18 protein-coding genes and 2 tRNA genes are annotated in these 21,458 nt (G+C 60.3%); 7 read left to right on the top strand and 13 right to left on the bottom strand.

Features of this window, described 5'->3' with window-relative positions:
• The first annotated feature begins 155 nt into the window (after positions 1–155).
• The 7 genes from acs (at position 156) to OXH74_RS12430 (ending at position 9,104) form a co-directional block, all read left to right on the top strand.
• Positions 156–2,093 carry an acetate--CoA ligase gene (gene acs / locus OXH74_RS12460; protein WP_375741442.1) on the top strand — a complete coding sequence of 646 codons (1,938 nt, stop codon included), beginning with the start codon at positions 156–158 and terminating at the stop codon, positions 2,091–2,093.
• Positions 2,094–2,161: 68 nt separating this feature from the next.
• Entirely contained in the window at positions 2,162–3,034 is an 873-nt protein-coding gene (locus tag OXH74_RS12455; RefSeq protein WP_375741441.1) for an oxygenase MpaB family protein, read from the top strand.
• Between the two features lie 86 nt (positions 3,035–3,120).
• Positions 3,121–4,299 (top strand): acetyl-CoA C-acetyltransferase, encoded by a 1,179-nt coding sequence (locus tag OXH74_RS12450; protein ID WP_375741440.1) that lies wholly within the window; start codon positions 3,121–3,123, stop codon positions 4,297–4,299.
• 113 nt (positions 4,300–4,412) lie between these two features.
• Positions 4,413–5,432, top strand: a complete 1,020-nt coding sequence (locus OXH74_RS12445; protein WP_375741439.1) for a class I SAM-dependent rRNA methyltransferase — start codon at positions 4,413–4,415, stop codon at positions 5,430–5,432.
• Between the two features lie 100 nt (positions 5,433–5,532).
• Positions 5,533–8,448: a DUF748 domain-containing protein gene (locus OXH74_RS12440; protein ID WP_375741438.1), complete on the top strand. Its 2,916-nt coding sequence runs from the start codon at positions 5,533–5,535 to the stop codon at positions 8,446–8,448.
• Positions 8,449–8,455: 7 nt separating this feature from the next.
• Positions 8,456–8,746 carry a DUF2845 domain-containing protein gene (locus OXH74_RS12435; RefSeq protein ID WP_375741437.1) on the top strand — a complete coding sequence of 97 codons (291 nt, stop codon included), beginning with the start codon at positions 8,456–8,458 and terminating at the stop codon, positions 8,744–8,746.
• 55 nt (positions 8,747–8,801) lie between these two features.
• On the top strand, positions 8,802–9,104 hold the full coding sequence (locus OXH74_RS12430; RefSeq protein ID WP_375741436.1) for a DUF2845 domain-containing protein: 303 nt from the start codon (positions 8,802–8,804) through the stop codon (positions 9,102–9,104).
• Between the two features lie 99 nt (positions 9,105–9,203).
• Here OXH74_RS12430 and OXH74_RS12425 read toward each other — a convergent pair whose 3' ends face one another.
• The 13 genes from OXH74_RS12425 to glmM form a co-directional block, all read right to left on the bottom strand.
• Positions 9,204–9,566 carry a BON domain-containing protein gene (locus tag OXH74_RS12425; RefSeq protein WP_215379400.1) on the bottom strand — a complete coding sequence of 121 codons (363 nt, stop codon included), beginning with the start codon at positions 9,564–9,566 and terminating at the stop codon, positions 9,204–9,206.
• Positions 9,567–9,885: 319 nt separating this feature from the next.
• Positions 9,886–11,991, bottom strand: a complete 2,106-nt coding sequence (gene pnp / locus OXH74_RS12420; RefSeq protein ID WP_215379402.1) for a polyribonucleotide nucleotidyltransferase — start codon at positions 11,989–11,991, stop codon at positions 9,886–9,888.
• A gap of 154 nt (positions 11,992–12,145) precedes the next feature.
• A complete protein-coding gene (gene rpsO, locus OXH74_RS12415; protein ID WP_215379404.1) occupies positions 12,146–12,415 on the bottom strand; it encodes a 30S ribosomal protein S15 in 270 nt (89 codons plus the stop codon).
• Positions 12,416–12,508: 93 nt separating this feature from the next.
• Complete coding sequence (truB, locus tag OXH74_RS12410; RefSeq protein ID WP_375741435.1) at positions 12,509–13,426, bottom strand: tRNA pseudouridine(55) synthase TruB; 918 nt, start codon at positions 13,424–13,426, stop codon at positions 12,509–12,511.
• 4 nt (positions 13,427–13,430) lie between these two features.
• Positions 13,431–13,820, bottom strand: coding sequence for a 30S ribosome-binding factor RbfA (gene rbfA, locus OXH74_RS12405; protein WP_215379408.1), 390 nt, complete (start codon positions 13,818–13,820; stop codon positions 13,431–13,433).
• A 102-nt stretch (positions 13,821–13,922) separates the two neighbouring features.
• Positions 13,923–16,475 (bottom strand): translation initiation factor IF-2, encoded by a 2,553-nt coding sequence (infB, locus tag OXH74_RS12400; RefSeq protein ID WP_375741434.1) that lies wholly within the window; start codon positions 16,473–16,475, stop codon positions 13,923–13,925.
• 26 nt (positions 16,476–16,501) lie between these two features.
• Positions 16,502–17,983 carry a transcription termination factor NusA gene (gene nusA, locus OXH74_RS12395; RefSeq protein ID WP_375741433.1) on the bottom strand — a complete coding sequence of 494 codons (1,482 nt, stop codon included), beginning with the start codon at positions 17,981–17,983 and terminating at the stop codon, positions 16,502–16,504.
• A gap of 47 nt (positions 17,984–18,030) precedes the next feature.
• Entirely contained in the window at positions 18,031–18,489 is a 459-nt protein-coding gene (gene rimP / locus OXH74_RS12390; RefSeq protein ID WP_215379414.1) for a ribosome maturation factor RimP, read from the bottom strand.
• Between the two features lie 130 nt (positions 18,490–18,619).
• Positions 18,620–18,696, bottom strand: a tRNA-Met gene (locus OXH74_RS12385).
• A gap of 101 nt (positions 18,697–18,797) precedes the next feature.
• A tRNA-Leu gene (locus tag OXH74_RS12380) sits at positions 18,798–18,883 on the bottom strand.
• An 11-nt stretch (positions 18,884–18,894) separates the two neighbouring features.
• A complete protein-coding gene (secG, locus tag OXH74_RS12375; protein WP_375741432.1) occupies positions 18,895–19,278 on the bottom strand; it encodes a preprotein translocase subunit SecG in 384 nt (127 codons plus the stop codon).
• Between the two features lie 4 nt (positions 19,279–19,282).
• Complete coding sequence (gene tpiA, locus OXH74_RS12370; protein ID WP_375741431.1) at positions 19,283–20,038, bottom strand: triose-phosphate isomerase; 756 nt, start codon at positions 20,036–20,038, stop codon at positions 19,283–19,285.
• 65 nt (positions 20,039–20,103) lie between these two features.
• Entirely contained in the window at positions 20,104–21,441 is a 1,338-nt protein-coding gene (glmM, locus tag OXH74_RS12365) for a phosphoglucosamine mutase (RefSeq protein ID WP_375741430.1), read from the bottom strand.
• Positions 21,442–21,458 lie beyond the last annotated feature (17 nt).

Raw genomic sequence — 21,458 nt, 5'->3', positions numbered from 1 at the left:
GCGCGTGCCTTCTTCGTGAGCAAGCTCGCTCCTCCGCACCGAAAGCCCCCTCTGAATCCTCGAAGAGCCATGAACGACCAGTCATCTCTTGAACCCGGCTATGGCTTGGAGGCACCCTAGCGGCTATCTCGGCTAAACAACAACAAGGACCCGCCATGTACGAGATCAGCCTTCACCCCGTGCCTGAGGCCGTGCGCAAGCACGCGCTGCTCGACAACGACGCCTACCTGCGCCTTTATCAGCAATCGGTCGAGCAGCCCGATGCATTCTGGAGCGAACAGGCCACCAGCTTCCTGACCTGGTTCAAACCCTGGGACCAGGTACACCGCAGTGACCTGAAGAAGGGCGAGGCCGAGTGGTTCAAGGGCGGCAAACTGAACGTCGCCTACAACTGCATCGACCGGCATCTGGAGCAACGCGGCGACCAGGTGGCCATCATCTGGGAAGGTGACAATCCTGCTGAATCGGCGAACATCACCTATCGCAAGCTGCATCACCATGTCAGCCGTCTAGCCAATGTGCTGAAGAGCCGTGGCGTGCAGAAAGGCGACCGGGTCTGCATCTACATGCCGATGATTCCCGAGGCGGCCTACGCCATGCTTGCCTGCGCGCGCATCGGTGCCGTCCATTCCGTGGTATTCGGCGGCTTCTCCCCGGACGCCCTGCGTGACCGAATCCTTGATGCCGATTGCCGTACGGTGATCACCGCAGACGAAGGCGTGCGCGGCGGCAAGTACGTACCACTCAAACAGAACGTCGACAAGGCCCTCAAGGACTGCCCGAAGGTCGCCACAGTAGTGGTGGTCGAGCGCACTCAGGGCGAGATCGCCTGGGTCGAAGGACGTGACCTCTGGTACCACGAAGCCCTGCGCGAGGCCAGCGAGGATTGTGCCCCCGAGTGGATGGATGCCGAAGACCCGCTGTTCATCCTCTACACCTCCGGCTCCACCGGCAAGCCCAAGGGAGTCCTGCATACCACGGGCGGCTATCTTCTGGGCGCCGCCATGACCCACAAATACGTGTTCGACTACCACGACGGCGACATCTACTGGTGCACCGCGGACGTGGGCTGGGTCACCGGCCACAGCTACATCGTCTACGGGCCTCTGGCCAACGGCGGCACAACGCTAGTGTTCGAGGGCGTGCCCAACTACCCGGATGCGTCGCGCTTCTGGCAGGTAATCGACAAGCATCAAGTGAACATCTTCTACACCGCGCCCACCGCTATCCGCGCGCTCATGCGCGAAGGCGAGGAACCGGTGCGTAAAACCTCGCGTAGCAGCCTGCGCCTGCTCGGCAGCGTTGGCGAGCCGATCAACCCGGAAGCCTGGGAGTGGTACTACAACGTGGTCGGCGAGAAGCGCTGCCCGATCGTCGATACTTGGTGGCAGACCGAAACCGGCAGCATTCTGATCACTCCGCTGCCCGGCGCGACAATGCTCAAGCCTGGCTCTGCGACTCGCCCCTTTTTTGGTGTCCAACCTGTGCTGCTCGACGAGAAAGGCCACGAGATCGACGGCCCAAGCTCTGGCGTGCTGGCGATCAAGGCCAGCTGGCCGAGCCAGATCCGCAGCGTCTACGGTGATCACAAGCGCATGATCGACACCTATTTCTCGGCCTACCCCGGCTACTACTTCACAGGTGACGGCGCCCGCCGCGACGAGGACGGTTACTACTGGATCACCGGACGCGTCGACGATGTGATCAACGTCTCCGGCCATCGCATCGGCACTGCCGAGGTCGAGAGCGCGCTGGTACTCCACGATGCCGTGGCCGAAGCTGCAGTGGTGGGCTATCCGCACGACCTCAAGGGCCAGGGCATCTACGCCTTCGTCACTCCGATGAAGGGGCTGGAACCCAGCGAAGAGCTGAAGAAGGAACTGCTGGCCCTGGTCAGCAAGGAGATTGGCAGCTTCGCCAAGCCGGAACTGATCCAGTGGGCGCCAGGTCTGCCAAAAACCCGCTCAGGCAAGATCATGCGTCGCATTCTGCGCAAGATCGCCTGCAACGAACTGGATAACCTGGGCGATACCTCGACTCTGGCCGACCCTTCCGTGGTGCAGAGCCTGATCGATAAACGCCTTAATCAGTAAGGCCACGCACGCCGGCCCCGGGACAGCAACCCGGAGCCGGCATCACAACCAACCAACCTACGCGCTTCATGGACCTCATCCGCCGCCGCATCGAATCCCAGGTCATCGGTCTCACCGGGCTTGCCCTGGGCCAGATCGACTTCGAAACGCCCAAAGGCGATCCCGGCCTGTTCGGGCCTGAGTCCGTCTGCTGGAGGGTTCACGGCGACTTCACCTCGATGCTCATCGGTGGCATCAGTGCGCTGCTGCAGGCCCTACACCCCTTGGCGCTGGCAGGTGTCTGGGACCATTCAAACTTCCGCCAGGACCTGCTCGGCCGTCTGCGCCGCACCGGCCAATTCATCTCGGGCACCACCTATGGCACGCGCCGAGACGCTGACTGGCTAATCGATAAAGTCCGCACCATCCACCTGCAAGTGGCGGGACACGCTCCTGATGGCCGCCGATACGCTGCCAGCGACCCTGACTTGCTGACCTGGGTCCACGTGGCCGAAGTCAGCAGCTTCCTGAAAGCACACTTGCGCTACCTCAACCCACAGCTCCCGGGTGAAGAGCAGGACCGCTATTACGCCGAAATCGCCCTGGTCGCTGAGCGACTCGGCGCACGCGACGTGCCACGTTCACGCCAGGCCGTGGCGGAATACCTCGACGCGATGCGGCCACAATTGAGGTGTGATCAACGCAGCCAGGAAATCGTCCGGATCCTGCTGGCCGCGCCCGCCCCCAGCACCCTCGCCAAACCCTTTGGCTGGCTGATGTTGCGTGCCGGCATCGAACTGCTTCCAGACTGGGCCAGCACGCTGCTGGAACTCCAGCAATCGCCGTGGCAGCGACGACTAATCCAACGCGGCGTGAACCAGATCGCCCCGATCCTGCGTTGGGCGGTGCGCAATGGCGCGGTCCACCGCGCTCGTCGGCGCATGGGCCTTCCAGCTCGTTGAGGTTGGTCCGGCCCTCATCGCTGTGCGACCATTGGGCCCTTCGCGGTCAGTGTTCGACCGTTTTCCATCGCAGTGAGGACCGTTTCATGCGTGAAGTCGTTATCGTCGCCGCCACCCGCACCGCCATCGGCAGCTTTCAGGGCGCCCTGGCCACTATCCCCGCCCCCGAACTGGGCGCTGCGGTGATCCGCCAGCTGCTGGCACAGACTGGCCTGGACGGTGCCGAGGTAGACGAAGTGATCCTCGGCCAGACACTCACCGCAGGCTCCGGGCAAAATCCGGCACGCCAGGCGGCGATTTTCGCCGGCCTGCCCCATGCGGTGCCAGCGATGACCCTGAACAAAGTCTGCGGATCCGGCCTCAAGGCCCTGCACCTGGCGGCCCAGGCCATCCGCTGCGGCGACGCGGAAGTGATCATTGCCGGCGGCCAGGAGAACATGAGCCTGGCTCCGTATGTGATGCCTGGCGCTCGCACCGGCCTGCGCATGGGGCACGCCAAGCTGGTCGACACCATGATCCATGACGGCCTGTGGGACGCCTTCAACGACTATCACATGGGGACCACTGCCGAGAACCTGGTGGAGAAATATGGCATCACCCGCGAGGCCCAGGACGCCTTCGCCGCAGCCTCGCAGCAGAAGGCGGTGGCCGCCATTGAAGCAGGTCGCTTCCAGGACGAGATCACCCCAATCATGATCCCGCAGCGCAAGGGTGACCCCATTGCCTTTGCCACCGACGAACATCCGCGTGCTGGCACCACCGCCGAAGCACTGGCCAAGTTGAGGCCCGCCTTCAAGAAGGATGGCAGCGTGACCGCCGGCAACGCCTCCGGCCTGAACGACGGCGCTGCCGCCGTGCTGCTGATGAGTGCCGAGAAAGCCAAGGCACTGGGCCTTTCAGTGCTAGCGCGCATCGCCGGCTACGCCAATGCCGGCGTCGACCCGGCGATCATGGGTATCGGCCCGGTATCCGCCACCCGCCGGTGCCTGGAAAAGGCAGGCTGGAGCCTCGAACAACTGGATTTGATCGAAGCAAACGAAGCGTTCGCTGCCCAGGCATTGTCGGTGGGCCAGGAGCTGGGCTGGGACTTGGCCAAGGTCAATGTCAACGGTGGTGCGATTGCCTTGGGGCACCCGATCGGGGCGTCGGGCTGCCGAATCCTGGTGACGCTGCTGCACGAGATGATAAAGCGTGATGCCAAGAAGGGTTTGGCAACGCTGTGCATCGGTGGGGGCCAGGGCGTGGCGCTGGCGATCGAACGTTGATTGCAATGCTGTAGGTGAGGACGCAGACCCTTGGGTCGGCGTTTTTGTAGGTGCGCCAGCTACCCTCAGCCCTAGACTGATAAACTACCTACCCCTTCAACGAGACGTCGCGCATGCCCTCCTCTCTCGACCAGGCGCTGCGCGCCGCCCTTCTATCCCGCCAGGCTCTACTGGCCGAACTCCACCAGCAAGGTACCGATTGCTACCGCCTGTTCCACGGCAGCCAGGAAGGCGCAGCCGGGCTCACAGTCGACCGCTATGGGCCCCAGTTGCTGGTGCAAAGTTTCCATGAGACGCTGGACCGCGAAGCGCTGCTGGGCTTGGCTGACTTGATCGATAAGACCCTCGATCAGCAGCTGCTGCTGGTCTACAACGACCGCTCTCAAGGCAACTCGCGTGTTGACCGCCAGGACCCCGTCTACCAGGCGTCCCCTGCCGCGCTGGAAGACCTGGTCGGGCGCGAATGGGGCCTGAATTTTCGCGTCCGTGGCCGCCACGCTGGCCAGGACCCGCTGCTGTTCCTGGACCTGCGCAATGCGCGCGGTTGGGTGCGCCAAAACAGCGCCGGCAAGTCGGTGCTCAACCTCTTCGCTTACACCTGCGGCGTCGGGCTCTGTGCGGCCGCTGGTGGTGCTCGGGAAGTCTGGAATCTGGATTTTGCCGAAGGCAACCTGGCGGTCGGGCGCGAAAACGCAGCCTTGAACCCGGAGCTCACCCCGATGCGCTTCCTGCAGTCCGACTATTTCCCGGCCATTCGCCAGTTGGCTGGTTTGCCCATCGCGCGACGGCACGACCAGCGCCTACCCAGTTACCAACGACTGGAGCAGCGGCAGTTCGATCTGGTCTTTCTCGACCCACCTGCCTGGGCCAAGAGCGCCTTCGGCACCGTCGATCTGCTGCGTGACTACCAGAGCCTGCTCAAACCTGCCCTGCTGGCCACTGCCGAGGGGGGCACACTGGTCTGCAACAACAACCTGGCGAAGGTCGACCTGGAAGGCTGGAGAGAGCAGGTCCTGCGCTGTGCCAGCAAGCTTGGTCGGCCGGTACGTGATTGGCAGGTACTGACGCCGGCAAGCGACTTTCCATCGCTGGACGCCCGGCCACCGCTGAAGACGCTGGTATTGAACGTCTGATCTGGAGAACCACCACTCAAACGCCCGTACTGCAACGAGCGGAACCTTGAGGCCGTGCCATAATCCAAGGCATCTTTACCGGGATAGATGACGTCTCACCATGTACAAAGGACTGAAACGCGCTGTTTGCGCCTTGTTGATCGTCGTTGCACTTTACAGCCTCCTTGGCTTTCTGATCATTCCGGGTATTGCCCTAAGGGTGGCCAACCAGCAGCTGGCCCTATACGCCACGGTGCCAGCACGGCTGGAGCGTATCCAACTCAATCCGTACAGCCTGGAGCTCAAGCTCTGGGGTCTGCACATTGGCGAGCAGGATGCCGAGCAGATCGGTTTTCAACGCCTCTATGCCAACCTGGAGCTGGACAGCCTGTGGACTGGCGCCCTGCATCTTGCGGACGTCGAGCTTGAAAAATCCACCACTGAGGTGTTGTTCGCGAAGGACGGCACCCTCAATCTGCGGCAGCTATTCAAGCTACCCCCGAGCGCCCCTAAGCCGGAGGAGTCCGCCAGCGACCCGTTCCCGGTACGTATCGACCGCATCGAACTGATCGAGGGAGGCCTGCACTTCGAGGACCTGCGCCCCAGCGAGGCCATTGAGTTCGTCTACGATTCGCTCAACCTCGAACTGCGCAATCTCAGCACGCTACCGGATGACTCTGCCGAAATGTCCCTGGTGGCGACCGGTCCCCACGGCGGCCGCATCGACTGGCAGGGGCAGATCAGCCTGATGCCCTTCAAATCCAGAGGTCAGTTGAAGCTCACTGAAGGCAAGTTGAAGGCGATCTGGCCCTACGTTCGCGACGCCGTACCATTGGTTCTTGAAAACGGCGTAGTCAGCCTATCCAGCGACTACCAGCTGAGCCTGGCTGAAGGTACACAGCTCAACCTGGACAATGTCTGGATCAAGGTCGCACCGTTCGCCATCAAGGCCCCTGACAACCGGCCGCTGGTGCGCCTAGATTCGCTGGAAATCAGTGAAACCTCGCTGGACCTGGTCAAGCGGGAAGTAGTGGTCGGCAAAATCCGCAGCCACAACCTGGAAACCTGGGCAGCCCGCGAAGCCGATGGCCAGCTGGACTGGCAAAAGCTCTTCGCCAGCCAACCCAGATCCGCAGCGACAGGTGATGAAACGCATACGCCGGAAGCGCCTGAAGAGGACGCAAAAACCAACAACGCCACGGCCAAGCCCTGGGTCGTGCAGCTGCGTGATACGCAGCTGCGTGGCTACAAGGTGCACTTGGCAGACCGCGTCCCCAAGAACGCGGTGGAGCTGGATGCAGGTCCGCTAAACCTGGACATCAAGGACTTCGACAGCCGCGGCGAAACCCCTTTCAACCTGAGCCTCGATACCGGTCTAGGCAAGCAGGGCAAACTCCAAGCCGTCGGGCAGGTCCAGCTCAAGCCGACCACTGCGACCCTGCAAGTGCAAACGCGGGATATTGACCTGCGGCTGGCGCAAGCCTATCTGGAGCCCTTTTTGCGCCTTGAGCTGCGCAGCGGCATGTTGGACAGCGACCTTGAGGTCCAGCTGAAAAGCACCGAGCCCTTGGCGCTCGCAGTGACCGGTCGTGCCCTGGTCAATCAGCTGCATACGCTGGATACCCTCAAGGAGCGCGACTTCGTCAGATGGCAGCAACTGTTGGTCGAAGGTCTGGACTACCAGCATGGCGACAGCCTCAGCATCGCCAAGATAAGCCTGAACCAACCCTATGCACGATTCATCATCAACGAAGACCTCACCACCAACGTCAACGACCTGATGATTCCACAGCCCTCCCAGCCAACGACGGCCAAGGCCGAACCGGCAGGCAAACCACTGGGCATCCACATCGGCGCCATCAACATCAAGGATGGCTCCGCCAACTTCGCCGACTTCAGCCTGACCCCGAACTTCGCGACTGCCATCCAGCAGCTCAACGGAGAGATAGGCACCCTCGATAGCCGAAAACCTGAGCCAGCCAAAGTGCAAATGGCAGGCAAGGTCGACCGTTATGCCCCAGTCACCATCAAAGGCAGCCTGAACCCCTTCAATCCACTCGACAGTCTGGACATCGCCACCAGCTTCAAGCGCGTGGAACTGACCACCCTGACGCCCTACTCCGGCAAGTTCGCCGGCTACCGCATTCGCAAGGGGCGCCTGAATCTGGATCTTCATTACCGGATCAAGCAAGGCCAGCTGACTGCGGACAATCACCTGGTTCTTGAGCAATTGCAGTTGGGCGAGCAAGTCAGCAGCCCGGATGCGGTAGACCTTCCCATCCGCCTGGCCGTGGCATTGCTGAAGGACACCCAAGGCAAGATCGACATCGAACTTCCTGTAACTGGCAACCTAAATGACCCTCAATTCAGCGTAGCTCCCATCATCTGGCAGACCCTGCGCAATCTGATCCTGCGTGCAGTCCAGGCGCCCTTCAAGTTCGTAGCGGGCCTGGTCGACGGTGGCGGTGAGGAACTCGGCCAGGTTCCCTTCAACGCAGGTAGCAGCGAACTGGAGAGCGATACCCAACGCAACCTCGATACCCTGGCCAATGCTCTCAAGGAGCGGCCTGCCCTGCGCCTGGAGATCGAAGGCCTCAGTGCCAAGGCTACGGATGGGCCTCTGCTGGCCGAACAGCGCCTTGAGCGCGAATACCAAAACACCTACTACAAGATTGCCCAACGCCGCGGTGACAAGGTGCCGGCAGAAGCCAAGCAGATCGAAGTCCCGGATGACGAGAAGGCCCCCATGCTGGAAGGCATCTACCGCAGCCGACTGAAACAACAGCCGCCGACCGAATGGGCTGAACTGGACAGCGAGCAGCGTGCCGCCAAGCTTCAAGAAGCAGTGCTGGCCAACTGGGCGCAGAGTGACCTCCTGTTGCGCCAACTGGCCCAGGCTCGCGCGGCCAGCATCAAGGATTACCTGGTGGACCGTGGCGGCCTGGCCGATGAGCGGGTATACCTGCTGGATGTCAGCATCGGCGAGGCCGACCCGAGCGGCAAGGTCGTGACTCCGCTGCACCTGGGGAGTGAATAGTTCGCCCATGCGCAAGCTGCCGGCCGCCCTTTGCCTTCTCGCCCTGGCCACTTCCGCCGGGGCCGAGACCATGCGCTGCGGCAGCAAGCTGGTGAGTGTTGGCGACCGTAGCTTCGAGGTCTTGCAGAAATGCGGGGAGCCCGTCAGCCGCGATCTGATCGGATACACGCTGGGTTCATATGACCAGCGCGATTACAAGATCGAGGAGTGGGTGTACGGCCCCAACAATGGCATGTTCCGCATCCTCACCTTCGAGGGTAATCGACTGAAAAGCATCGAGATCCGCCGCGACCACTGACGGGGCCTTGGCTCGGGTGTAGGCTGTGCCCATCACTCGATTCCAGGACCACCTCGTGCCCCCCCGACTCCTGCTTAGCCTGTCTCTACTTCTTGTGCTGAGTAACACCGAAGCGTCCTCCACCCTGCGCTGCAACAGCGGCTTGATCAGTGTCGATGACACCGTCGGTGAAGTTCTGGAAAAGTGCGGCGAACCGGCTAGCCGCAGTGACCTCGGCTACAAGGAGGTGGTTGACGAGTACCGCCAGCGCAGTGAAGTTCGGGTCGAGGAATGGGTCTACGGACCACGCAACGGCATGTACCAATTCCTCCGGTTCGAGGGTAACCGCCTGCGCAACATCGATAGCAAGCGCAACTGACACGACTGAACGCTCGAGAACTCCAAGCCCGACTGATTAGCGGGGCTTGGAGTTTGCAGATGGCGGAGTGACCCGCCACACCATGGTTATCCCAGGCTATCAATTGGCCGACTTGAGGCCATCGGCGGATACAGCCATCACGCCTTTGATTCCCTTGGCCGTTGTGATCGCCAACTCACGCTCGGCATCACTCTTGACCATACCGGACAAGGAAACGACGCCCTTGTTGGTTTCCACCTTAATGTCCAGGGCACTGAGGTTCTTGTCAGCCAGGAAGCTGGATTTGACCTTGCTGGTGATCCAGGTGTCGGACACCGCCTCTTCCGCCTTCTGCACAGTCTCACTCGCCGCAAGCATGATCGGCTGGGAGGCTGTCTCGGCGAAGGCACCGGATGCGAACGGGAGGCTCAGGGCAGCGGCAGTGACAGCGGCAAAGGTCCACTTGTTGAAAGACTGTTTCATGAGGTGCTTCTCCTCTTCTACTCCACAACGTCTGCAGCAGCTTCCTGCCTGCAGGGTTACGGAAAAGACGGCAACTCCTGTGCCACCCGGGCGGGAAAGAAAAACACCATATGAATCATTGTATTAGGGAAACGAGCATCTAGCCTCGAACAGGCACTCTGCACGTTTGGACAAGTACCGTCGTGCAGTCTGCACGACGACCCACTGCTCACCGCCCCTCAGATCCAATCTGCCCGGGTTACCTGGGCGCTAATCGCTGGACAAAAAAAAAGAGGGCCCACAAAGGGCCCTCTTCTCATTTCGCAAAGCGAGTCGTCAATCAGACGCCCGAAGCCTCGGCGGCTTCTACGTCCTTCATCGACAGCTTGATGCGACCACGGTTGTCGACGTCCAGAACCAGGACTTTCACTTCCTGGCCTTCCTGCAGCACGTCGGTAACCTTGTCGATGCGCTTGTCGCTGATTTGCGAGATGTGCACCAGGCCGTCCTTGCCAGGCAGAATGTTGACGAAGGCACCGAAGTCGACGATACGCTCAACCTTGCCGACGTAGACCTTGCCGATCTCGGCTTCCGCGGTGATGGCCAGGACGCGCTGTTTGGCAGCCTCGGCCGCTTCCTTGGTTTCGCCGAAGATCTTCACGCTGCCATCGTCTTCAATGTCGATCGAAGCCTTGGTCTCTTCGCAGATGCTGCGAATCGTGGCGCCGCCCTTACCGATGACGTCACGGATCTTGTCGGTGTCGATCTTCATCGCCAGCATGGTCGGTGCGTTGGCCGACAGCTCGCTGCGGGACTGGGAAATGACCTGGTTCATCTGGCCGAGAATGTTCAGGCGCGCTTCAAGCGCCTGGTTCAGGGCGATTTCCATGATCTCTTCGGTGATGCCGTTGATCTTGATGTCCATCTGCAGCGCGGTCACGCCTTTGGCGGTACCGGCTACTTTGAAGTCCATGTCGCCCAGGTGGTCTTCGTCACCCAGGATGTCGGTCAGGACGGCGAACTTGTCACCTTCCTTCACCAGACCCATGGCGATACCGGCAACCGGAGCCTTCATCGGCACGCCCGCATCCATCAGCGCCAGGGAAGCACCGCAGACCGAAGCCATGGAGCTGGAACCGTTGGACTCGGTGATTTCGGAAACCACGCGAATGGTGTAAGGGAACTCGTCACCGGTCGGCAGCATCGCCTGAACGCCACGACGGGCCAGACGACCGTGGCCGATTTCGCGGCGACCAGCGCTGCCCATGCGACCGCACTCACCGACCGAGAAGGGCGGGAAGTTGTAGTGCAGCATGAAGGGGTCCTTGCGCTCGCCTTCCAGGGTGTCCAGCAGCTGCGCGTCACGGGCGGTACCGAGGGTCGCAACGACCAGGGCCTGGGTTTCGCCGCGGGTGAACAGAGCGGAACCATGGGTCTTGTCGAGCACACCGACTTCCACCTTCAGCGGACGCACGGTGCGGGTGTCACGGCCGTCGATACGCGGCTTGCCGTTGACGATGTTCTCGCGGACGGTGCGGTATTCCAGCAGACCGAATGCGTCCTTGACCTCACCAGTTGGGAACTGACCGTCTTGTTCGCCAGCGAAGCGGGCAATCACCTGGTCACGCAGCTCGTCGAGGCGGTTGTAACGGTCCTGCTTGATGGTGATGGTGTAAGCCTGAGAGATGGCTTCGCCGAACTCGGCCTTAATGGCGCTGAGCAGGGCAGTGTTCTCCACTGGAGCGGACCAGTTCCAGGTCGGCTTGCCAGCTTCGGCAGCGAATTCCTTGACCGCTTTGATCACGGACTGGAATTCCTGATGAGCAAAGAGCACAGCGCCGAGCATCTGGTCTTCGGTCAGTTCCTGGGCTTCGGACTCGACCATCAGAACCGCGTCTTCGGTACCAGCAACAACCATGTCCAGGCTGGAGGCCTTGAGCTGCTCGTAGTTCGGGTTCAGCAGGTAGCCGGTCTCTTCGTGGAAGGCCACACGAGCGGCACCGATCGGGCCACTGAACGGGATACCGGAGATAGCCAGGGCAGCAGAGGTACCGATCATGGCAGCGATGTCCGGATCGGTCTTCTTGTTGGTGGAAAGCACGGTGCAGATGACCTGCACTTCATTTAGGAAGCCTTCCGGGAACAGCGGGCGGATCGGACGGTCGATCAGGCGCGAGGTCAGGGTCTCTTTCTCGGAAGGACGGCCTTCACGCTTGAAGAAACCGCCGGGAATACGGCCGGCCGCGTAAGTTTTTTCTTGGTAGTGGACGGACAGCGGGAAGAAGCCCTTGCCCGGGTCGGCCTGCTTGGCGCCAACGACGGTGACCAGCACGGTCACTTCGTCCATGGAGACCAGGACTGCGCCACTGGCCTGACGGGCCACACGGCCGGTCTCGAGGGTTACGGTCGATTGACCGAACTGGAACTGTTTGATTACCGGGTTCACGGTGTCTTTACCTTCTCTTTGTTGCCTTGGGGGAAATTGTAGGAATGAGGGGAGTCGGACCCGATTCAATCCCTAAAAAAGCATGAAGCTGGAAAGCCGAAAGCTGGAACGATGTCCAGCTTCCGGCTTCCAGCTTCATGCTCGTCTGTGTCGCTTAACGACGCAGACCCAGACGACCGATCAGGGCGCTGTAACGAGTGGTGTCCTTACCCTTCAGGTAGTCCAGCAGCTTGCGGCGCTGGTTGACCATGCGGATCAGACCACGACGGGAGTGGTGGTCTTTGCCGTTGGCCTTGAAGTGATCCTGCAGCTTGTTGATGTTGGCGGTCAGCAGGGCAACCTGCACTTCCGGAGAACCGGTATCGCCTTCAGCTTGCTTGTACTCGTTAACAATCTGGGCTTTTTCTGCAACGCTCAGTGCCATGATGGGCTTCCTCTGAGGTAATAGGCCGGGACCTTTGCCCCGTGTTTAAAAAAGAGGATTGACCGTGCCTACTAACAGCCATCCTCGGTTCGGTCATTCCGACCGAATCAGTCGACGCGGCGCTACGCGCCCATCGTCGCTCACTTCACCGATACCGATGAAGCGACCGGTATGATCCTGCACCCGCATCATGCCGAACTTCGGCGCCTCCGGTGCTCGCACCGGCTGACCATGCAACCAGTAATAAGCACTGTGCTCGGTCAACTGGATCAGCGGCCAGTGTTCAAGGCCACTGTCGACCGGCAGGAGAAACTGATCCAGTGCTTCGCTACCACCTTCAGCATGAGCCTTTTCCAAGGCTTCCAGGCTGATTGCCTGGGCAAGCACAAAGGGGCCGGCCTGGGTACGCCGCAGTTCTGCGACGTGGGCGCCACACCCCAACACCTGGCCGAGATCCTCGACCAAGGTACGGATATAGGTACCTTTGCTACATGCCACAGCAAGACGCGCCTGGCCATTCTCGAAGGCCAGCAAATCCAAGCGCGCAATAGTAACAGAACGCGCCTCGCGCTCCACTACTTCCCCTGCACGAGCCAACTTGTAGAGGGGTTGACCGTCCTTCTTCAACGCCGAGTACATCGGGGGTATCTGCTTGATTTCGCCGCGAAAACGCGAAAGCAGTGCCTCGACATCCTCACGACCAACGGTCACGTCCCGACGCTCCACAACTTCGCCTTCGGCGTCCCCCGTAGAGGTTTTCACGCCTAGTTGAGCCAGAGTTTCGTAGCCTTTGTCGGCATCCAGAAGGTACTGGGAGAACTTTGTCGCCTCGCCGAAGCAAAGCGGAAGAACGCCGGTCGCCAGCGGGTCGAGGCTTCCCGTGTGCCCGGCCTTCTCTGCGTTGAGCAACCAGCGGACTTTCTGCAGCGCAGCGTTGGAGCTCATACCGCGTGGTTTGTCGAGAATCAGCACACCGCTGACGTTACGACGGATACGTTTCACCTGGGCCACGTCGTTACTCCTCGGCGTTGCCCGGGTGCTTGCGGTCTTCTGCTACGGCGCGTTCGATCAATGCGGAAAGCTCAGCGCCGCGGCGGATGCTGGCATCGTAGTAGAAGTGCAATAGCGGCATGCTGCGCAGCTTCATGGCCTTGCCCAGTTGCATGCGCAGGAAACCTGCGGCGTCCTGGAGAATATCCAGGTTGGACTTGATCTTCTCAGCATTGTCGTCCTGCCCCATCACGGTGATGAACACCTTGGCGTGGGACAGGTCCCGGGTCACTTCGACCGCGGTGATGGTGACCAGGCCCAGACGCGGATCCTTGATCTCACGCTGGATCAGCAACGCTAGTTCGCGCTGCATCTGGTCGCCGATGCGTTGGGTACGGCTATATTCTTTGGCCATAAATTCGTTGCACTCATAAAAGCGGAAAGCTGGAAGCCCGAAGCTGGAAGCCGCTTATTGCTGCTTCCAACCCCAGGCCCCCAGCTTACGGATGACTCGCGATCAGAGCGTCCGCGCCACTTGGACCTTCTCGAACACTTCGATCTTGTCACCGACCTTGACGTCGTTGTAGCTCTTCACGCCGATACCGCACTCCATGCCGGCACGCACCTCGGACACGTCGTCCTTGAAGCGGCGCAGGGATTCCAGCTCGCCTTCGAAGATCACCACGTCGTCGCGCAGAACACGGATCGGACGGTTGCGGTGCACCATGCCCTCGAGAACCATGCAGCCGGCGACCGCACCGAACTTCGGCGAACGGAACACATCGCGGACCTCGGCGATACCCAGGATGTTCTCTCGGACTTCGCTGCCGAGCATGCCGGAAAGCGCTTTCTTAACGTCTTCGATGATGTCGTAGATGATGTTGTAGTAACGCAGGTCCAGACCTTCCTGCTCGACAATCTTGCGTGCACCGGCATCGGCACGCACGTTGAAGCCGAACAGCACGGCGTTGGAGGCCAGCGCCAGGTTGGCATCACTCTCGGTGATACCGCCCACACCGCCACCGACTACGCGAACCTGGACTTCCTCGTTACCGAGGTCAGCCAGGGCGCCTTGCAGAGCCTCGAGCGAGCCGCGCACATCGGACTTGAGCACGATGTTGAGCGTCTTCTTCTCGTCCTGGCCCATGCTTTCGAAAATGTTCTCGAGCTTGGCAGACTGCTGACGAGCCAGTTTGACTTCGCGGAACTTGCCTTGACGGAACAGGGCAACTTCGCGAGCTTTCTTCTCGTCCGCAACCACGGTGAGGTCGTCACCGGCATCCGGAGTGCCATCCAGGCCGAGGATCTCGACTGGAATGGACGGACCAGCTTCTTTCACCGGCTTGCCATTCTCGTCGAGCATGGCGCGAACGCGGCCATAGTTGACGCCGCACAGAACCATGTCGCCCTGACGCAGGGTACCGTCCTGAACCAGCACGGTGGCAACCGGGCCACGCCCCTTGTCCAGGCGGGACTCGACCACCACACCACGACCGGGGGCCGATGGAGTTGCCTTGAGTTCCAGTACTTCCGCCTGCAGCAGGACAGCTTCCAGGAGCTCGTCGACACCGGTGCCAACCTTGGCCGACACAGGGACGAACTGGGTATCGCCACCCCACTCTTCCGGAATCACGTCCCGGCCGGCCAGATCGTTCTTGATCCGGTCCAGGTCGGCTTCAGGCTTGTCGATCTTGTTCACCGCAACGACGATCGGTACGCCGGCCGCTTTCGCATGCTGGACGGCCTCTTCGGTCTGCGGCATCACGCCGTCGTCCGCTGCCACCACCAGGATGACGATGTCGGTAGCCTTGGCACCGCGAGCACGCATGGCGGTAAACGCCGCGTGGCCGGGGGTGTCCAGGAAGGTCACCATGCCGCGGTCGGTTTCGACGTGGTATGCACCGATGTGCTGGGTAATACCACCGGCCTCGCCGCTGGCCACCTTGGTGCGACGGATATAGTCGAGCAGCGAAGTCTTACCGTGGTCAACGTGGCCCATTACGGTCACGACCGGAGCACGAGTAAGCGCTTCACCTTCGAACTTCAGGGATTCGGCTAATTGCTCTTCCAGAGCGTTCTCGCTGACCAGCTTGACCTTGTGACCGAATTCCTCGGCAATCAGCTGGGCAGTTTCTTGATCAAGCACCTGGTTGATAGTCACCGGCGTGCCCATCTTGAACATGAACTTGACGATTTCTGCGCCCTTGACCGCCATCTGCGCGGCCAATTCGGCCACGGTGATGGTTTCGCCAATGCTGATGTCGCGCACGATGGGTCCTGTTGGGCTCTGGAACCCATGTTGGTTACGCTTCTTCAGCTTCGACTTGCCACCACGACCACCGCCGCGACGACCAAAAGCATCGCTCTCTTCTTCGGTGCTGCGCGGCGCAACGCGGGGAGCCGGAGCCTTTTCCTTCTCCTTGAGGGAAGGACGATGCTGCGCATGCTTGCGATCGCGGCGCTCATCTTCGTCGCGAGCACGCTCGGGACGACGAGGTTCTTCTTTCTTGCGCTCGACACCCGCTGCATCCGTTGCAGCACCAGGCGCCACAGTCGATGCAACTTCAGCGGCGACAGGCGCCGCTACTACGGTCTCAACAGCTGGCTTAGCCTCCACAACCGCCGGAGCGTGCGTCGCTTGCTTGGCACGTGCCGCCGCTTCGCGACGGGCATCTTCCTCAGCACGCTGGCGAGCGGCTTCCTCAGCCTTCAGGCGAGCGGCTTCCTCAGCTGCACGCTGCTCCTCCAGCTCACGCTGACGCTCCGCCTCGATCTCGTCGGGGCTGCGCTTTACGTAAGTTTTCTTCTTGCGCACTTCGACACTGATGGTCTTGCTACCGGCAACTCTCAGCGTGGTAGTGGTCTTGCGCTGCAGGGTAATCTTGCGTGGCTCCTCCAGTCGCTCACCGTGGCTGCTCTTGAGATGGGCCAGCAGGGCCTGCTTCTCATTATCGGTCACCACCTGCTCGGCGCTGGTGTGCGGCAATCCCGCCTCGCGCATCTGCAGCAGCAGGCGCTCCACCGGTGTATCGACCACTTGGGCCAGTTCTTTCACCGTGACTTGCGTCATGCACTTCTCTCCTCAGGCCGCGAAACTCACTCGAACCAATGGGCTCGGGCGGCCATGATCAGCTTGCCGGCACGCTCTTCATCCATGCCGTCGATGTCGAGCAGGTCGTCGATCGACTGCTCGGCCAGATCTTCGCGGTTAATTACGCCTCGTACGGCGAGTTCTACAGCCAGGTCGTTGTCCATGCCTTCCAGGGAAAGCAGGTCTTCGGCCGGCTGGGCATCCGCCAGCTTTTCTTCAGTCGCGATCGCCTTGGTCAGCAAGCGGTCCTTGGCACGAGCACGAAGCTCGTTGACGATGTCCTCGTCAAAACCGTCGATGCTGAGCATCTCTTCCATCGGAACGTAGGCAATCTCTTCCAGGCTGGTGAAACCTTCCTCGACCAGTACCTGCGCCAATTCCTCGTCGACTTCCAACTCGTCGACGAAGGCGCGCATGATGTCGCCGGTTTCGGCCTGTTGTTTGGCCTGGATATCTGCTTCGGTCATTACGTTAAGGGTCCAGCCGGTCAGCTGACTGGCGAGACGAACATTCTGGCCACCGCGACCGATAGCCTGGGCCAGATTGTCTTCGGCGACGGCGATGTCCATCGCGTGGGCATCTTCGTCGACAATGATCGCAACCACTTCGGCCGGAGCCATGGCGTTGATCACGAACTGTGCGGGGTTGTCATCCCAAAGCACGATATCAACGCGCTCACCACCCAGCTCACCGGAAACGGCCTGTACACGGGAACCACGCATACCGATGCACGCGCCTTGGGGGTCGATACGCTTGTCCTTGGAGCGCACGGCAATCTTGGCGCGCGAGCCCGGGTCACGGGAAGCGGCCATTACTTCAATCAGTTCTTCAGCGATTTCCGGCACTTCGATGCGGAACAGCTCGATCAGCATCTGCGGAGCAGTGCGGGAAAGGATCAACTGAGGGCCACGGTTTTCGGTGCGAATTTCTTTGAGCAAGGCACGCACACGGGCGCCAACCCGAAAAGTTTCGCGCGGAATGATGTCCTCGCGGGCCAACAGCGCCTCGGCATTGTTGCCCAGGTCGACGATCACGTTGTCGCGGGTAACCTTCTTCACAGTACCGGAGATGATGTCGCCCAGCTTTTCACGGTAGGCTTCAACCACCTGAGCGCGCTCGGCCTCACGGACCTTTTGCACGATGACTTGCTTGGCAGTCTGTGCGGCAATGCGGCCGAACTCGATGGAATCGATCTTTTCCTCAACCACTTCACCGATCTTGGCACCAGGCTCTTTCTCCTGGGCCTGCTCGGCGGTCAACTCAGCCGCCGGATTCTCCAGCTCTGCCTCATCGACGACAGTCCAGCGACGGAATGTGTCGTAGTTGCCATTTTGACGATTAATCGACACACGCAGGTCGACTTCATCTTCGTAACGCTTCTTTGTGGCGGTGGCCAGGGCAAGCTCCAACGCCTCGAAAATTACGCCAGCCGGTACGCCCTTTTCGTTGGACACCGACTCAACAACCAGCAGTACTTCTTTGCTCATCGTACGCCTCGCCTTTCGCAATCCATTGGACCCGCGGGATCCGCGTCTCAGTCAAAACGGGGAATGATGTTGGCCTTATCGATCGAGTCGATCGGCAACAGGTATTCGTGATCGTCCACAAGAACCACCACATCCTGATCCTCCACCCCGCGGAGGAGGCCCTGAAAATTGCGTCGCCCCTCATAGGGGGAGCGCAGTTTGATCTTCACCAACTCACCGGCGTGGGCCGCAAACTGCTCGATTGTAAACAGCGGACGATCCATGCCGGGCGAAGAAACTTCGAGGGTGTACTCACTGCTGATCGGGTCCTCGACGTCGAGAACGCCGCTGATCTGACGACTGACCTTTTCGCAATCTTCGACAAGGATGCCGTTCTCGTGATCAATGTAGATCCGCAGCAATGAATGCCGACCTTGGGACAGGAACTCGATACCCCAGCACTGATATCCGAGCGCTTCGACTACCGGGGCCAACAAGGCCTGCAACTGTTCTAGCTTGCTCGACACCTGATTGCCTCTCGCATGCTGTGCAAATAAAAAATGGGCGAAACGCCCATCCCTTCTAAATCCCCTGATCGAAGACCGGGGTCGACTGTCCAGCTAGCAAAAAGCCCCTAAAAAGGGGCTTAGCGACTACTGGTTGCGGGGGCTGGATTTGAACCAACGACCTTCGGGTTATGAGCCCGACGAGCTACCAGACTGCTCCACCCCGCGTCAAAGCTGGTGCGAGATTATACGGCCACGACCTAAGGCGGTCAACCGCACATCCCGTCAACTAGAAAGAAAGCCCGCATCACTGCGGGCGTTCTTGGATATGGTACCGAGGAGGGGACTCGAACCCCTACAGCCTATGGCCACTACCACCTCAAGGTAGCGTGTCTACCAATTCCACCACCTCGGCAAAAACCTGCCTTACTTCTGCTCTGGAGCCTGAGGCACTTCCACCGCACCACCTGCCGGCTTCTGCTCTTCGAGCACCGGCACATCACTTGCTGCCGGCTTACTTGGCTGAACCTCGAGAACTGCCGGATCCGGCAGACCAACGTTGCTCAACGCATCAGCCTTTTCCTTAGCGAAGAACGCTAAGCCCAGGCTGGTTATGAAAAAAACCGCGGCGAGTATACCAGTAACTCGACTCAAAAAGGTAGCAGAACCTTGGCTTCCGAAAACAGTCCCCGAAGCGCCAGCACCAAAAGAAGCACCAGCATCCGCACCCTTACCCTGCTGGATCAGCACCAGGCCAACAACACCCAAAGCAACCAACAAGTGCACAACAATAACGACAGTTTCCAGCATCTCGTCAGCTTCCTGCGGCACGACAAATCGCGCCGAACTCATCCGCATTCAGGGAGGCACCACCAACGAGCCCCCCATCAATATCCGGCATGCCGAACAGGTCAGCCGCGCTGGCCGCCTTCACACTGCCGCCATACAAAATCCGCACACCACGAGCGATCTCTGCACTCTCCGCCGCCAACTGCGCACGAATCGCAGCATGAACCTCCTGCGCTTGCGCTGGGCCAGCCGTCAGACCAGTGCCTATCGCCCATACAGGCTCATAAGCCACCACCGCCTGCGAGAATGCACCCACTCCGAGCGCTTCAACCACACTACCCAGCTGACGCCCGACAACCTCAAGCGTCTTGCCAGCTTCGCGCTCCGCCAGAGTCTCACCGACACAGAGCACCGGAACCAGACCACACGACCGAGCCGCTGCAAACTTGCGACTCACAACCTCATCGCCTTCACCAAGAACCTGGCGACGCTCCGAGTGACCAACAAGCACAAGACTGCACCCAACGTCTGCCAACTGACTTGCCGCAACTTCACCGGTCAAGGCTCCCTGAGCCGCCTCTACCGCACAATTCTGCGCACCAACGGCAATCGACTTGCCATCCAGGCCTTGAACAACCTGATTAATGAACAGACAGGGCGGCATTACTGCGACTTCAACACCAGCCGGCAGCACCAATTGGCGCAAGCCCTTGATCAGCTCTGCGACGCTGGCGCGGGTACCGTGCATCTTCCAGTTACCGGCTACCAGAGGACGGCGCATGCTTAACCTCGTCGATCAAAGTGGGCGCAGATGTTACCCAAGACTTTTCAAACAAGCAAGCTAAATCAAGCACATACCTGTTTAACCACTTTAGCGAGCTCCTCGGCATAAGAACGGACCTGCGTCTCGTCGTCACCTTCGACCATTACCCGCACCAATGGCTCAGTACCGGACTTGCGCAACAGCACTCGCCCCTTGCCACCCATACGCTGGGTAACTTGCTCACAGGCCTCCTTGACTGCCGGATGCTCGACCGGGTCCTGACCACCAGCAAAACGGACATTTACCAGGACCTGCGGACACATGCGCATGGCCTGCCTGGCCTGTGCCAGGTTCTCCCCGCCTCGCTGCAGCGCCAGTAGCACTTGGAGCGCAGAAATAATGGCATCTCCCGTGGTAGTGAGATGGCCGCACACGATGTGGCCAGAGTTCTCGCCACCAATTGCCCAGTCGCGAGTCTGCAACTCACTCATTACGTAGCGGTCACCGACCTTGGCGCGAACGAAGGGGATATCCAGTTCCTTCAATGCCAGTTCAAGACCCAGGTTACTCATCAGCGTGCCGACCACACCGCCCTGCAACTTGCCGCGACGAAGCAGATCGCGGGCAATCAGGAACAGCAACTCGTCACCATCGACCACTGCCCCCGTGTGATCGACCATCAGCACTCGGTCACCGTCACCATCAAATGCGATCCCCAAGTCCGCCTTCTGAGCCACCACTGCCTCCTGCAGGCTCGCCATATGCGTCGAGCCGCAGTTTTCATTGATGTTCAGACCATTCGGCTGAGCGGCGAGCACAGTCACATGCGCTCCGAGCTCACGAAACACGCTAGGCGCAACCTTGTAGGTAGCGCCATGAGCACAGTCGATGACCAGCTTCAGGCCTCCGAAATCGGTACTCATGGGGACGCTACTCTTGCAGAACTCGATGTATCGCCCTGCCGCGTCGTTGATACGCGAAACCTTGCCCAATTGCTCCGAGCTCACAACCTCCATGGGCTGATCCAGGAGCGATTCGATCATCAGCTCCAACTCATCCGAGAGCTTGGTTCCCTTTCCGGAAAAGAACTTGATGCCGTTGTCTTCGTGCGGGTTATGAGAAGCACTGATCACGATGCCGGCATCTGCCAGGAAGGTGCGAGTCAGGTAGGCAATCGCCGGGGTAGGCATCGGCCCGAGCAACATGACATCGGCGCCGGCTGCCGACAGGCCCGCCTCCAGGGCCGATTCGAACATGTACCCGGAAATACGAGTGTCCTTGCCGATCAGGATGCGGCACTTGCCCTGCTTGCGAAACGCCATGCCGGCTGCCCAGCCGAGCTTGAGCATGAAGTCCGGAGTAATCGGGAATTGACCAACATGCCCACGAATACCGTCGGTGCCAAAATACTTTCTGCTCATGAAAATGCTCCGTCTTT

This window comes from Metapseudomonas boanensis (genome assembly GCF_042232855.1).
Classification (GTDB): domain Bacteria; phylum Pseudomonadota; class Gammaproteobacteria; order Pseudomonadales; family Pseudomonadaceae; genus Metapseudomonas; species Metapseudomonas boanensis.
Note: the sequence above shows the minus strand (reverse complement) of the source record. Positions and strands in the feature narration are given on the sequence as shown.